The sequence below is a fragment of the Algoriphagus faecimaris genome (genome assembly GCF_900101705.1).
In the GTDB taxonomy this organism is placed as follows: domain Bacteria; phylum Bacteroidota; class Bacteroidia; order Cytophagales; family Cyclobacteriaceae; genus Algoriphagus; species Algoriphagus faecimaris.
In genome coordinates, this window is sequence record NZ_FNAC01000002.1 from 1 (window position 1) to 15,038 (window position 15,038).

Annotated in this window: 11 protein-coding genes; 8 read left to right on the plus strand and 3 right to left on the minus strand. The window is 41.6% G+C overall.

Annotation, left to right across the window (positions count from 1 at the left end; genetic code table 11):
* Positions 1 to 350 (plus strand): IS1595 family transposase (locus BLQ57_RS01100; RefSeq protein WP_139162639.1); only part of this gene is annotated, 350 nt, incomplete at its 5' end.
* A 111-nt stretch (positions 351 to 461) separates the two neighbouring features.
* Here BLQ57_RS01100 and mnmD read toward each other — a convergent pair.
* From mnmD to BLQ57_RS01115, 3 genes are read right to left on the minus strand one after another with little or no spacing between them, the layout of a single operon-like run.
* Entirely contained in the window at positions 462 to 1,151 is a 690-nt protein-coding gene (gene mnmD / locus BLQ57_RS01105) for a tRNA (5-methylaminomethyl-2-thiouridine)(34)-methyltransferase MnmC2 (RefSeq protein ID WP_087940371.1), read from the minus strand.
* The gene (gene ispF / locus BLQ57_RS01110; protein WP_087940370.1) at positions 1,148 to 1,630 is read right to left on the minus strand and encodes a 2-C-methyl-D-erythritol 2,4-cyclodiphosphate synthase; all 483 of its coding nucleotides are present in this window, start codon (positions 1,628 to 1,630) and stop codon (positions 1,148 to 1,150) included. The genes mnmD and ispF overlap by 4 nt, the downstream gene beginning before the upstream one ends.
* Entirely contained in the window at positions 1,627 to 2,868 is a 1,242-nt protein-coding gene (locus tag BLQ57_RS01115; RefSeq protein ID WP_087940376.1) for a M16 family metallopeptidase, read from the minus strand. Before BLQ57_RS01115 ends, ispF begins: the two co-directional genes overlap by 4 nt.
* A gap of 201 nt (positions 2,869 to 3,069) precedes the next feature.
* On the opposite strand from BLQ57_RS01115, the gene bshC reads away from it, so the two are divergent.
* The 7 genes from bshC to BLQ57_RS01155 all read left to right on the plus strand — a co-directional run bounded on the left by bshC (position 3,070) and on the right by BLQ57_RS01155 (position 15,033).
* Positions 3,070 to 4,629 (plus strand): bacillithiol biosynthesis cysteine-adding enzyme BshC, encoded by a 1,560-nt coding sequence (gene bshC / locus BLQ57_RS01125; RefSeq protein WP_087940368.1) that lies wholly within the window; start codon positions 3,070 to 3,072, stop codon positions 4,627 to 4,629.
* Positions 4,629 to 5,198, plus strand: a complete 570-nt coding sequence (locus BLQ57_RS01130; protein ID WP_087940367.1) for a 5-formyltetrahydrofolate cyclo-ligase — start codon at positions 4,629 to 4,631, stop codon at positions 5,196 to 5,198. Before bshC ends, BLQ57_RS01130 begins: the two co-directional genes overlap by 1 nt.
* A gap of 22 nt (positions 5,199 to 5,220) precedes the next feature.
* On the plus strand, positions 5,221 to 5,718 hold the full coding sequence (locus BLQ57_RS01135; protein ID WP_087940366.1) for a hypothetical protein: 498 nt from the start codon (positions 5,221 to 5,223) through the stop codon (positions 5,716 to 5,718).
* 577 nt (positions 5,719 to 6,295) lie between these two features.
* Positions 6,296 to 9,502 carry a SusC/RagA family TonB-linked outer membrane protein gene (locus BLQ57_RS01140; protein WP_087940365.1) on the plus strand — a complete coding sequence of 1,069 codons (3,207 nt, stop codon included), beginning with the start codon at positions 6,296 to 6,298 and terminating at the stop codon, positions 9,500 to 9,502.
* A 19-nt stretch (positions 9,503 to 9,521) separates the two neighbouring features.
* The gene (locus BLQ57_RS01145; protein ID WP_087940364.1) at positions 9,522 to 11,171 is read left to right on the plus strand and encodes a SusD/RagB family nutrient-binding outer membrane lipoprotein; all 1,650 of its coding nucleotides are present in this window, start codon (positions 9,522 to 9,524) and stop codon (positions 11,169 to 11,171) included.
* 19 nt (positions 11,172 to 11,190) lie between these two features.
* Positions 11,191 to 12,123 carry a hypothetical protein gene (locus BLQ57_RS01150; RefSeq protein WP_087940363.1) on the plus strand — a complete coding sequence of 311 codons (933 nt, stop codon included), beginning with the start codon at positions 11,191 to 11,193 and terminating at the stop codon, positions 12,121 to 12,123.
* Positions 12,124 to 12,252: 129 nt separating this feature from the next.
* Positions 12,253 to 15,033: a 2-oxoglutarate dehydrogenase E1 component gene (locus tag BLQ57_RS01155; protein WP_087940362.1), complete on the plus strand. Its 2,781-nt coding sequence runs from the start codon at positions 12,253 to 12,255 to the stop codon at positions 15,031 to 15,033.
* The last annotated feature ends 5 nt before the right edge of the window (positions 15,034 to 15,038 follow it).

The following is a 15,038-nucleotide window of genomic DNA, read 5'->3' on the forward strand; positions in this document are numbered from 1 at the left end:
AGAACTTGGAGGCGAAAACCGCACAGCATTTAATCAAGGATTACATTGATTCAAACGCTGTGCTTCAAACAGATAAAAGTACCACCTTCTCAGACCTGAGTGATTGTATTGATGTTCATGTCAGAGAAATCTCTGGTACACAAGAAGGCAATTTTAACCTCAAATGGGTTCATATTGCCATCAGTAACTTAAAGAAACACCTGCAGACATACCATATGATCAGCGAACGAATGATGCAGAACTATCTGGATGAGTTTTGTTACAAGCTAAACAGAAGATACTTCGGTCAAAAACTCTTTGACAGACTCATTATTGCTTCAATTTACCCATACTGGCATGATTGCGGATAATCATAAAAAGAATTAAAAATACCATGTGCTGTTTTTTATTTTAAAAACAAATCCCAAGCCAAAGCAGACTTGGGAGGGTATAAAGTAAAAGAGAGATGCATTTTTATGATTTTAAATCGGATCTTTCCAGGCTCTTGTCATTTCCTTTTTGCCGGGAGGTCCGGGAGGGTTTTCGACACGAAGACCAAGTTCTTTGAGGTCACGTTTGAATTGCCCCATGGCTGAGTAGGTGGTGAAAACAGCTCCGGGTCGCATTGAATCTACTATTTTTTGGAGTAAATCTTTTTTCCAAAGCTCAGGCTGTTTGCTTGGAGCAAAAGCATCAAAAAACACCACATCAGAAGGGTATAGCTGCGCTTCTTCGAGGGTGACTTGGTCTTTTTTAAAGTTGAAATACTCTGATACTGGCCCGCCTTTATTCCATTCTACATCGTGTAGAAGCTGAAAATACTTATGGTAATGCCAGATAGCATCATTTTGATCGATATAATTTAGCTGAGAATAAATCTCTTTGGAGATGGGGTAGGGCTCCAGGGTATGGTACAGAACAGGGATTTGATTTTGCTCAGCCCATACTAGCGTTAGCCAAGCATTCAGTCCTGTCCCAAAACCCACTTCAACTATTCGAATGGGCATTTTCTTTGGGTTGTGAGCTAGCCAAGAGTCCAAGCCATAAATTAAAAATACATGTAGGGACTCCTTGTATGCTCCGTGAAAGCTATGATAGCTTTCTTTTAAACCTTCATGATAAAGCGAATGAGAGCCATCTTCCGTTGTGATGATTTTCAACTGATCTGTCATGGTTTGTAAATTAGTGCGGTACAATATGCAGACACTCCTTCCTCTCTACCTACAAACCCAAGCCATTCGGTCGTTGTTGCTTTAATAGAAATTTGACTTTCTGCCACATTCATTACTTCAGCTAGGCAGGTTTTCATGGCAGGAATATGTGGGTTGATTTTAGGGTTTTGTAGACAAATGGTGCTGTCCAGGTTTCCTAATTCGTAGCCTTCAGCTCGCAAGAGCTGCATTACCTCTCGTAGGAGTATTTTGCTATCAATACCTTTGTATTTGGGGTCTTTGTCAGAGAAATGATATCCGATGTCGCGGAGATTGGCTGCTCCTAGAATCGCGTCGCAGATCACGTGAATCAATACATCTGCATCAGAATGACCGACAGCTCCTTTTTCATGGTCAACTTTGATGCCTCCCAGCCAAAAGTCATAGTCAGGTTTAAGCTGATGGACATCGTATCCAAAACCTATTCGAAATGTATTCATGATTCTATGGGTTGATAATATAAGACAGATGCTTGGTTTTCACGGATGAGCTGGTCAGCAGAAGCCTTGATTTCCTCAGCAGTGATTTTTGATTTGGTCTCAAATTCTTTCCAGTAGAGGTCAGGATGCCCCTGATTGGCATAGAAAGCGAGATTCATTACTCTATTGATCAGTTGGATAGACTCATAGGTCTTCATCGCTTCACTTTGGTTTTTGGATTTTTCTAGTTCGTTCTCAGAGATTTCTTTGCTCATGAACTCTCCCAAAGCATCATCCAATGCCTCCTCTGCTTCTCTTGCATTCACACCGCTTTCCATTTTCCCGGAGAAGACCAACAGTCCAGGGTCCATGGACCCCAGTACATAAGCTCCTACGGAGGCAAATAATTTACCAGATTTGACCAATTTTTGTTCTAGAATAGATGATTTCCCAAAACCAAGGACATCTGAAATTAAGTCAGCCTGAAGAAAACCCTCCTGAGTCTTGCCTGGCATTTTGTAAGCTTTGAATAGTGCTGCGGTAGGAACAGGGTAAAACACTTCTTTTTCCCGACGCATTTTTTGGGTCTCTTCTGATGGAATAGGGGGATTTTTTAATCCTATGGTTGGTATCGGTCCAAACCATTTCTCTGCAAGCCGCTTGACCTGCTCGGCAGTGACGGCTCCACCTACGACTAGGATAGCATTATTGGGGCCGTAGTTTCTTTGATAAAAATCCCAAACATCCTCTCTTGTGTAGCCTTCAATATCCGCCGGAGAATCACCGATAGTAGGCCATCTATAGGGATGATTGTGGTAAGCCAGTGCCCTGAGGTGATGCCAAACATCGCCATAGGGTTGGTTGAGGTATCGCTGCTTAAACTCCTCCAAGACTACTTTTCGCTGGGTCTCTATGGTTTTTTCGCTCAGGGTCAATTGTAGCATTCGGTCTGACTCCAGCCAAAAAGCCGTCTCTAGATTGGCCGCCGGGAGGTTCATATAATAATTGGTAATATCAGGGCTGGTGAATGCATTGCAGCTTCCTCCTACCCGCTCCAGTTCCCGATCAAATACAGGTACATTGGCTGAGGACCCAAACATCAGGTGTTCAAAAAAATGTGCTAGACCTGTTTTTCCGGGGACTTCGTTTTTGGAACCCACTTTATAAAGCAGATTAAAAACAGCCATCTTGCTGGTTTGATCTTCATGGACAATAACCTCCAGTCCATTGTCGAGAAAAAAACGTTGATAGGGTAGCATCATAGGTTGGCAAAGCTAAGTTTTTTGAAAATAAGCCATGCTAAAAAGAAAGGCCTTTTCGCCTCTTTTGTTCCAAAATTGTAAGAATTGGCACTAATTTTTTCCCGTTGGTGGAAGATTCCTGATTTTTCAGAAAAAAGGCGAACTTTGGAGAAATGCTTAAAGTTTGAGCAAGAAGTTTTATCCTCCCCAAAATATCTCATGAAGAAGCATCTCATCGACCTAGAAAAGACCAATCAATTCTCCACGTTTTTTTTGGATTACCTGAAAGGAAAAGCAGAGTTGAGACCTTTTTATGGTCATTTGCCCAAGATCGAAAGCTTTGAAGAGGCCATTAAGAAAAAGGATTTTACTGCTGAATACAGAAAAACTCTTTGTCAAAGCCTGGAGAGGCAATACCAAGGAGTCGAGCTTTTTGAGGAGGAAAAAAGTCAGCTTTCGCACTTAAAATCTGAAAACACCTTTACGGTCACGACTGGTCATCAGCTTAATCTTTTTACCGGGCCACTTTATTTCATTTATAAGATAGTTTCCACGATTAATCTGGCCGCAAGATTAAAAAAGGAATATCCGGCCTACAATTTTGTCCCCATGTATTGGATGGCTTCCGAGGATCATGATTTTGCAGAAATCAATTATTTCAAACTTGACGGGAAGAAATACGCTTGGCAGACCAATCAAACAGGTGCAGTGGGTGATTTCAACCTAGATGCTTCATTTCAGGAGTTTTTGAAGTCGCTTAGTTTCGCTCCGGAGCTCTTTAAAAAAGCTTACTCCAGTTCAAAGACCTTGAAGGAAGCTGTACGGAAGTACGTCCATGAGCTCTTTGGAGAAAAAGGCCTACTGATCATCGACGGACACGATGTAGAGCTCAAAGCCCAATTCAAGGAGGTAATGAAAGAGGATGTGTTTAATCATGGTCCCTATAAGGAAGCTACCCTAAAGACAGAGTCTTTGGAGTCGCTCGGCTATGGTGGGCAGATTTTCCCGAGGGAAATTAATTTTTTCTATTTGGATTCAGGGATTAGGGAGCGGATTGAGCAGAAAGGGGAGGATTTTTATGTTTTAAACACAAATCTAAAATTTTCAAAAACTGAGCTAAATGAACTGATTGAGCAGCATCCGGAGAGATTTAGTCCCAATGTAGTGCTGAGACCGCTCTATCAAGAAATGATTTTGCCAAATCTGGCCTACTTGGGAGGTCCTGCAGAGGTGGTGTATTGGCTGCAACTGAAAGGTGTCTTTAAGCTTTTCAAAACGCCTTTTCCTATTTTGCTTCCAAGGAATTTTGCTTTATTACTCAACGCTGAGGTTCAGCGAAAAATCCAAAAGCTTGAATGGCGGATTGAGGATCTTTTTTCTGATTTGGATAAATGGCGGCGCGATTTTGTTTGTAAGCACGCGCAAGAGGATATAGAAATGACAGTGGAAAAAAAAGCAATCGAATCCCTTTTTGATGCCCGTGGTGAAAGTGCTGCACTCCTAGACAAAAGTCTAAAGGAGGCTTTTGAATCTGCTAAGGTCCGTTCATTCAAAATTTTGGATCAGATGGGTAGGAAAGTTAGAAAAGCAGAAGAGCGGCGACAAAAGGTAATGTTAGACCGATCTTCTGCTATTGAAGAATTTATCAAACCTGGAGGATCACCTCAAGAGCGGGTGGTCAATATGATGCAGTTTTATTTAGAGGATCCTGAATTGATTGAGAAGCTCTTCGAACATTTTGATCCTTTGGATTTTAGAATGGTGGTTTTGGAGAATTAATGATGGAGAAAGTTGAGTTTCGCCAAAAATACCTCCGAAAACGAGAGAATCTAAATCCCGAGCAACGCCTAGCGTTCAATGATGCCATTCAAAAGCGCGCAATTGAGTTTTTAGAAAAACGTCCACAGCTGGGTGGAATACATCTCTTTTTGCCTATAGATCGACAAAATGAAGTAGATACGCTTCCAATTTTAACCTACCTATGGCATAATGATCGGATGGTCTTTACTTCCAAAGTAATCAGAGGAAGCCTCAGAATGGAGACCTTGACCATCCCAAGAGGGGTAAAGCTGATTCCCGATCATTGGGGGATCCCGATTCCCGAAAGCTTTGACCTAGTGACCACTGAGGCAATTGATATTGTTTTTGTGCCCTTACTGGCTTTCGATGAGGAAGGAGGAAGAATAGGCTTCGGAAAGGGCTATTATGATGTTTTTCTTGCCTCATTAGCGGAGACAGTACTCAAAGTGGGGTTGAGTTTTTTTGAGCCTGAGCCTAGCCTACCTAAAGAATCTCATGATATTCCTTTGGATTATTGTATTACTCCAGAAAAAATTTTTACTTTTTAGTCCGTTTTATCTACAAGAATTTATGAAAAAGCTTGTTTTGGTTTCTGTGCTTGCCTTGGTGCTGTTTTTAGTGGAGTCTAGAGAGTCAAAGGCTCAAGTAGGCGCTTATAACACGATGATAGGTGTCACAGGGGGCACCAATGTGGGAGGCACAGTAAAGCAATTTATCTCTGAACAGGGTGCTATTGACCTTTTGGTCTACAATCGCTGGAAAGGGTGGGTGGGTGCTTTGCTTTACGAGCATCATATGAATATTCGAGAATTTGAAGGCCTAGAGTGGTATATAGGAGGAGGAGCGCATTATGGAATGTGGAAAGACGGAAAAGGCGAACCCCCTTGGGTCTATAAAATAGATCAAGACTACAATGTATTTGGAGTAGACGCTATTGTTGGTTTAGAATACAATATCAACAGAAGTAACTTCTATGTGGGTTGTTATTGGAAGCCCGCTTATAATTTTGAAGAATTCACGAAGCTCTGGGAGGATGAGGCGGCTTTTACGCTCAGATATTCCTTTTGATTTGGTGGAATTGGTTTAAAAAGCCACCATTTTTTTTCAATTCTTCAAGGAAATAGATTTTTATTGTTGAAAAAGAAACCAAAAAGGTATTTTCTTTAATTTTTTTTCAATTCTTCTAGTGCTTATTAGATAAAGACCAAAATTTATTTTTACAGAACTCGCATTTACATCAATGAAATTTCACAAGGATTATTTTTTACTATTTTATTGAAGGGGAATTAAAAAATAACGGAGTAAAATTTTTTTTTTGCATCCATAGTATTTCTTTATCTCCAGAATAAAATTTTGTATTTATTAAGAAATAAAGATGATTCGGTTAATTATTGTTAATATCTCTTATGTTACAAAATATTCATCTTGAATAACCGCCTACACAAAATTTTTACCGCCTGAGGCTTAAAAATGTTAAAAAATCAATATTAAGGTAATAATATTGAACTTATTAAGCTTATGAGATATATAAATGTAAAAATACATGTTTAAAATTGTATTTAAATAATTTTACGCTACTATTTCCCTGATTTTGAAATTCGATTTAAAGGGATTTTCTTTACGTATCAACTAAACTAAATACCTTATGAGAAAAGCTTTACTCTTTGTTGTTGCGCTTTTCACCATGACACTCAGTTATGAGGTGTCGGCGCAACAGCGGGTAATTACCGGAACGGTAATTTCCGACGAAGATGGACTTGGCTTGCCGGGTGCAACCGTCCTCGTGAAGGGTACGACTGTAGGTACTACCACCGATCTGGATGGTAATTACTCGATCAGCGTCCCTGCGGGTTCAGATGTCCTGATTTTCTCTTTTGTGGGCTTGGAGTCCAAAGAAGAGGTGATCGGGAATCGAACCGTTATTAATGTCACCCTTACTGCTGATGCTGCCCAACTATCCGAAGTGGTAGTGACGGCGATCGGTATAGAAAGGGAAAAGAAAGCCTTGGGTTATGGCGTTACCTCCGTAGGTAACGAGCAACTCGAAAATCGTCCAGAGCAAGACGTTGCCCGCGTTTTGCAAGGAAAAGTACCAGGGGTAAATATCACTTCAACCAACGGTATGTCTGGTTCGGGTACCAACATGGTAATTAGAGGTTATTCCTCTGCTACTGGTTCTAATCAGCCATTGTTCGTTGTAGATGGTGTGCCTTTTAACACAAGCACGAATGCTGAGAATGGCTTTACCACAGGTGGTGCAACTACTTCTTCTCGATTCTTGGATATCGACCCGAACAACATCGAGTCTATGTCTGTATTGAAGGGCTTGTCTGCTACTGTACTATATGGTGACCAAGGACGAAATGGTGTAATTTTGATTACAACCAAGTCTGGTGCTTCTAAAAGAAAAGCAGCAGAAGTAACGATCAACCAATCTGTATTTACCAACGAAGCGGCTTCTTTGCCTACTTATGGACAGATTTATGGTAATGGTTTCCAGCAAGGAAATGGATTCTTCTTCTCCAACTTTGGTGGAAGAATGGACATCGGTTCTACGGTGAATCACCCTTATGCTACTTCTTCTCTTGCATCGATTAGAAATGCATTCCCTGAGTTTTTCAATGCTGACGGAACTCCTGTTCAGTACGAATACAAGGCTTATGCAGATCCTTCTGAGATATTCTTCAGAAAAGGTCTAATCAGTAACACCTCTATTCAGGTTTCTGGTGCTTCTCAAAATACTAGCTATAACGCAAGCTTTGGCTACACGGATGAGGAAGGTTTTACTCCAGGAAACAAATTGAATAAATACAATTTCGGTTTGGGGATTAACACGGCTGTCACGGACAAGCTTACCGTAAAATCATCGTTCACCTTTGCGATCACAGACTTGGAATCACCTCCGGTTAACGCCGCATTTGGTTCAGGTCCTTCAGGAGGTATTCCGTCAGTATTTGCTCACGTGCTATACACGCCTAGATCTGTGGATTTGGGAGGGCTTCCTTGGGAAAACCCAGTAGATAGAAGCTCTGTGTACTATAGAGGAGGTAATGATATAGTTAATCCAATTTGGTTGGTTAATAACTATCAAAACACTTCAGATGTACAGCGATTCTTCAACTCTACCTCTATCAATTACGATATCAATGATGATTTCTTTATCACTTATCGTATTGGTTTGGATACGTATACAGAATTGCAAGAAGCCAGATATAATAGAGGTGGACCGTCTTCTAGTTTGGCTACCCAGACAGGTTATTACCGCTCTACCAATATCACTAACACCATTTGGAACCAAGATTTGGTGATCAACTGGAAAAAAGAATTTTCTGATGATTTTGGAATGAGTGCCTTGATCGGTGGAAACTCAAGATATGACACCTATGCCCAAAATGGAGTGGCATCTCAGGGTCAGTTAGCTTTCGGGTTGTTCCGTCACTCTAACTTCCGTCAGTCCTCTTCTAATGATGCCTATAACGGGAATAACCTCAACAGAACTCAAGAAGAGCGAAGAATGGGGATCTATGCCAACGTTACTTTAGATTATAAAAACTACTTGTACTTAAACTTGTCCGCTAGAAATGACTGGACTTCTACAGTAGAACCTGAAAACAGAAGAATTCTTTATCCAGGAGCTTCCGTTTCCTTCATTCCTTCCACAGCTTTTGACTGGAATTCGAATGTAGTCAACGACCTTAAGCTTCGATTGGGTTATGGTACTTCTGCAGGTTTCCCTCGTCCTTATAGAACAAGAAATATTCTTGAACAAACTGCAAGGGCATTTGATAGAGATGGTAATGTGTCTCCAACTCACTCAGTAGATAATCTATTGGGTAACGCCGATTTGAGACCTGAGTTGCACGAAGAGACAGAATTTGGAGTCGAGGCAGTGATGTTCAATAACAAATTGACTTTCGATCTTTCTTTGTATCAGAAAAATACCAGAGACTTGATTACTCAGTCTCCTATTGATCCTGCTACAGGATTTACCTCCACTGCGATCAACATCGGTAAGATCAGAACTAGAGGTATCGAATTTCAGGCTACTGTCAATCCTGTGACTACCGCTTCAGGATTCAACTGGAACTCTACCGTCAACTGGGGTCTTTACAGATCTGTGACAGTTGAACTAGGTGGAGGACTGGAAGAAGTACTTGTTGCCGGCTTCACTACCTTGGGTAACTTTGCTATCCCAGGAGAGCCATTCAATGTGATCAAAGGAATTGGTTTTGATAGAGATGAGCAGACTGGACAGCCTATCATTTTGTCGAATGGACTTCAAAAGCCAGCTGCGGATCTTCAGATTCTAGGTGATCCAAACCCAAGATGGAATGGATCATGGATCAATACCTTCTCTTACAAAGGATTTACACTTTCTGCCATGATGGAATACAGACACAAAGGAGCTATTTTCTCCAATACGGTGACTGCTACATTGGCAAGAGGGGTAACCAAAGATCCTGTAGCTGATAGAGAATTGACCTTTATTATGCCAGGTGTGAAAGAAGACGGTACACCAAATGATAGACAAATTACCGCTTCCGATTACTTCTTCGGAGGATATCAAGGTGCTACTGATGAGCCAAACATATTCGATGGTTCTATGATCCGATTGAGAGAAGTTTCTCTAGCTTATGCCTTGCCTGCAAGCTTAATCTCGAAAACTCCTTTTAAGAGAGCGTCTCTTGCGCTTAGCGGCACCAACCTTTGGTTCCTAGCGCTGAACTTCCCACCAAACATGAATTATGACACGGATGTGTTGGGAACAGGTGTAGGTAACGGGTTAGGTTTCGACTTTGTAACTGGGCCTAGCTCCAGAAGATTTGGTGGAACCTTGACCTTGGCATTCTAAACCACAAACAGACAATACAATGAAAAAGAAAATATATAGTTTATTGCTGGCGTTCAGCACCCTGTTTGCGGTTTCCTGTGATCTAGATCTATTGGAAAACCCAAATGCGGTGAATGCCGACACAGCTTCTCCTGATTTTCTCTTGAATAGAATCCAGTTGGATTACACTGATCTATTCAATGCAGTGGGAAATCACGGAATGAGATTGACGAGAATGCTCAATCAGGGCTCAGCCCAGTACGAAGGAGCTTACACTCCGGTGACTACCAATGGATATTGGACTAATGCTTATGCGAATATTCTTCAGGATGTTGCTTTCCTAGAGCCTTTGGCAGAAGAGGGTAATTTTCAGAAGCACCTTGGAATTTCTAAGACGATCAAGGCGATGGTTTTATTCCACTTGGTTGATTCTTATGGAGATGTTCCACTTACTCAAGCACTAGATCCGACCGAGTTTAATCCTACTTTGGATTCAGGTGAATCAGTTTATGATGCTGCTCTTGCTGCCTTGAATGAGGCCGAAGGACATTTCAATGCTGCAAGTGCTGGTGATCCCAATGACTTCTTTTATGGAGGTGATGAAGATAAGTGGGTAAGATTGATTAATACACTTAAACTTCGTTACTACTTAAATAGAAGATTGGTAGATGCTAGTGGTTCTACTGCTGGTATCAACGCCTTGGTTGCTGCAGATAATATGCTGAAAGAAGGAGATGATTTCATTTTCCAATTCGGTACAACTGCTGCTGATCCTGACTCAAGACATCCAAGATTTGCAAGCCAGTACACCTCAGGTGGCGGTGACTATCAGTCTACGTATTACATGTGGCATTTGACAGAAGCAAAGGGATTTGATGATCCAAGAGCAAGATTTTACTTCTATCGTCAGCAAATTGTAAACCCTACAGATCCCGCTGATATTGAGTGTATTGCTCAGTTGGCTCCAGGACATTACTTAGTAGGTAACTTTATTTACTGTCTACCTGGTGATAGAGGTTATTGGGGTCGTGATCACTTGGACCCGGATGGTATTCCACCAGATGGATTGAAGCGTACTGCTTGGGGAGTTTATCCTGCGGGTGGTCGATTTGATGATGATTCTGCCACTCCAGTGAATAATCCTTCTTTGGGAGCTCAAGGAGCAGGTATACATCCTATTATGTTAGCTGCTTATGTAGACTTTATGCTTGCTGAAGCTGCTTTGGAACTAGGGGTAACTGGAGATGCTAAAGAGTATTTACTTTCTGGGATAGAGAAGCAGATGAACTTCATGGTAGACTGGAGCTTAGCTTCAGGGGATGCTGGAAATATCAGTGATTTCTTTACTGAAGAAGAGATTGAGATCGATAGAAATATTGACAGTTATCTTGGATATGTAGATGATGAATATTCATCTGCTGCTTCCAATGATGCTCGAATGAATATCATTGGTCGTGAATATTGGTTGGCACTGTTTGGAAACGGTATAGAGTCTTATAACTTGTACAGAAGGACAGGCAAGCCGGATAACATGCAGCCTGGATTAGAGCCTAATCCTGGAGTTTTCCCAAGATCATTCTTCTATCCAAACAACTACATGGTAACCAATACTAGTGCACAGCAGAAGGCAGATCAATCGGCACAAGTATTCTGGGATACGAATCCTTCAGGCAACGCTTGGGTTTACTAACCAATAAATTTGAAAAATTATGAGAATCCTAAAATATAGTTTCGGCTTATTGGCAATGGCTCTTGTGTTCCTTAGTTCTTGTAGAGACTTTGTGGAACCAAACATTCCCTATAGCGAATTTGACACAGGTGCTTATCTACGTACTATCGATAGAACAAGTACTACGTTTAACCTCTTCAACTTAGCTAATTCAAACTTTGCTTTGACTCTTGAAGCGGTGGATATCGAAGACGGCGGTACAGTAGAGACCGTAGAAATCAGAGTTCGTCACAGAAGACTGATCCCTGGTGTAGGTTTGGAGTTTACTCCTCAGGAGGATGCTTTGGTGGCAACCTTGCAAAAGTCTGATTTTGCGCCAAATTCTGAGTCTAGGTTTTTGAGAACTAGCTTCCAAATCTCTGCTGCTGATGCAATTGCGGCAGTTGGTTTATCTTTCGAGGATATCGAAGGTGGAGATGTGTTTGAATTTAGATTGGTTTTGAATGATCGATTTGGTCGTTCTTTCAGCTCAGATAACGTGACTAACAACGTTGCTGGTGCGCCATTCTATGCATCACCTTTCCAATACAATGTAAGCGTAGTTTGTCCATCCGACTTGGGAGGTACTTACCAGTTTGAAGCAACTGAGACTTTCTGTGGAGCTACCTATTCAGGAGAGATTACTTGGACTCCTGTATCGAGCAGTCCTGGTAGCTATACCTTGTCTGATGGTACTTTCGGTGCTTGGCAGGAATGCTATCCTGATAGCTGGGGTAGTGGAAACGTAAGAATCAATGATGCTTGTAACATCCTCAGTATGACTGGAACGGATAAGTATGGTGATTCCTACTCCATGACCGTTGTGAGTTCTACTCCAGAGGAATTGACCCTTTCTTGGGAAAATACCTTCGGTGAGTTTGGTACTGTAATCGTTAAGTCTAATGACGGCAAACCTTGGCCTGATTTGAGATAATTCGATTGAGTTATAATAAGCAGCGCTTCGGCGCTGCTTTTTTTTCTTTATGTATATTTGTAAAAGCAAATAAGCGGTTTTTTAATATCATTATTCTCATGTAGTTTTGTTGTGATCTAAAAAACTGTCATGGACAAATTTTCATACATCGCCAATGCTCATATTTCCTACATCGATGAGCTTTACCAATCCTTCAAACAAGACCCAGATTCCATCGACCTTAGTTGGAAAGAATTTTTTCAAGGCTTTGATTTTGCCTTAACCAATTATGGTGATGAAGATTCAACTGAATCGAGGCCTCAGTCTAATGCTAAAAATGGCTCTTTAGCTACTCCAGGCACCATCATGGACATGGAACAGCTTCCTAAGGAGATTAAAGTAAGAGCGCTTATCCATGCCCACCGTTCTAGAGCACATTTACGGTCTAAAACCAATCCGGTAAGGGAAAGAAGAGATCGAAAAGCATTAATCGATCCTCAAGACTTTGGATTGGGCAAAGAAGATATGGGTACAGAATTCCAAGCGGGAAATGAAATCGGAATCGGAAAGGCCAAACTCTCAGCAATTGTTGAGGCGCTGAAAACCATTTACGAAGGTCCGATGGGATTTGAGTACCTCTACATTCGTGACCCAGAGATTTTGGATTGGTTAAAGACCAAAATTGAAAAAGAAGCCCTAGCTTTTAACCCCGCTACAGAAGAGAAGAAGCGAATTTTATCTAAGCTGAACCAAGCGGTTGTATTTGAAAACTTTTTGCATACAAAATACTTAGGGCAAAAGCGCTTTTCTCTAGAAGGTGGTGAGAGTACCATTCCTTTCCTAGATGCGGCCATCAATACTGCTGCTTTGGGTGGTGTAGAGGAAGTAATGATTGGAATGGCACACCGTGGTCGACTAAATGTCTTGGCCAATATCATGGGTAAAACCTATGAGCAGATTTTCTCCGAATTTGAAGGAACGGCTAAGCCCGACCTGACCATGGGTGATGGGGATGTGAAATATCATATGGGATATTCCTCAGATATAGTCACTCCTGATGAGAAAAAAGTTCACCTTAAGTTAGCACCCAATCCATCCCACCTAGAGGCGGTTAATCCTGTGGTGGAGGGTTTTATTCGTGCAAAAATTGATTCCGAGCACCAAGGTGACGCCAGAAAAGCGCTTCCTATTTTGATCCATGGAGATGCTGCGGTAGCCGGTCAGGGAATCGTATACGAAGTGACTCAAATGGCAGGCTTGAAAGGCTATCATACCGGAGGTACTATACACTTTGTAATCAACAATCAAGTAGGGTTTACCACAGACTTTGATGATGCTAGATCGTCTATTTATTGTACGGATGTAGCTAAAATTATCGATGCACCTGTGATCCATGTCAATGGTGACAATGCTGAAGCTGTCGTTTTTGCTGCTAGGCTAGCAGCAGAATTCCGTCAAAAGTTTGGTAAGGATATCTTCGTGGATATGGTTTGCTATCGTCGTCATGGACACAATGAGTCCGATGAACCTAAATTCACTCAACCCGAACTTTACAATATCATTTCAAAACACCCCAATCCGAGAGAGGTTTATATCAAGCGATTGACTGAGCGAGGGGATCTTGATGCCAAGATTGCCAAACAAATGGATGAGGAATTTAGGCAACTCCTTCAAGATCGCTTAAATATGGTGAAAGAGAAGCCTCTGCCTTATCAAGCGACCAAATTTGAGCGTGAGTGGGGAAGCCTAAGAAGATCCAACCCTGATGACTTTTTACAATCTCCTGAAACTGGGATCTCTGAAGATGCTATCAAAACGGTGGCAGAAGCCTTGACGGTGATTCCGAAGGGGTTCAAGGCCATCAAGCAGATCGAGGTGCAAATGAAGCAGCGAAAGGAAATGTTTTTCAAGTCCAAATCACTCAACTGGGCTTCTGCTGAGCTTTTGGCCTACGGTTCTTTGCTATTAGAAGGTAAAACGGTACGATTGACAGGACAGGATGTACAGCGTGGTACTTTCTCCCACCGTCATGCAGTGCTACATGATGCGAGTTCTAATCAGCCATACAATTCTCTCAAAGAGATGAAAGACAGAAAGGGGCATTTTTATATTTACAATTCCCTTTTATCTGAATATGCCGTATTGGGTTTTGAATATGGTTATGCAATGGCTAATCCGCATTCATTGACGATTTGGGAAGCACAGTTTGGGGATTTTGCTAATGGTGCTCAGACTATGATCGATCAGTTTATATCCTCGGGTGAATCCAAGTGGCAAAAGCAAAATGGACTGGTCATGCTTCTTCCTCATGGTTATGAAGGCCAAGGACCGGAGCATTCCAATGCACGCCCTGAGCGCTTTTTACAACTTTCGGCAGAGTATAACATGGTAGTTGCCAATATTACCGAGCCTTCCAACTTCTTCCATATGTTGAGAAGACAGTTGACTTGGGAATTCAGAAAGCCATGCATAGTCATGTCTCCTAAGTCTCTTTTGAGACACCCTAAAGTCATGTCTCCTGTGGAAGAATTCACTCAAGGGAGATTTAGAGAAATCATCTTGGATACCACTGTAGAAGCCAAGGATGTAAAAAGAGTGGTTCTTTGCTCCGGAAAAATTTACTACGATCTGGAGGAGGCAAGAGAAAAAGAGAAAGTAAAAGACGTTGCTATCCTTCGTATCGAGCAGCTGCACCCGCTGCCTATCAAGCAAATAGTGGAAGCAGTCAAAGCTTATAAAGATGCCGAGTTGGTGTGGGTTCAGGAAGAGCCTGAAAATATGGGTTATTGGACTTATATTCTCCGCCTGTTGTACAAGGAATTGCCGATGGAGCTGATTGCCAGAAAGGTAAGCGCTTCTCCTGCTACCGGTTATAACAAAGTTCACGTGGAAGAACAGAAATCTATCATTTCCAAAGCCCTAAAGTTGTAAATTAC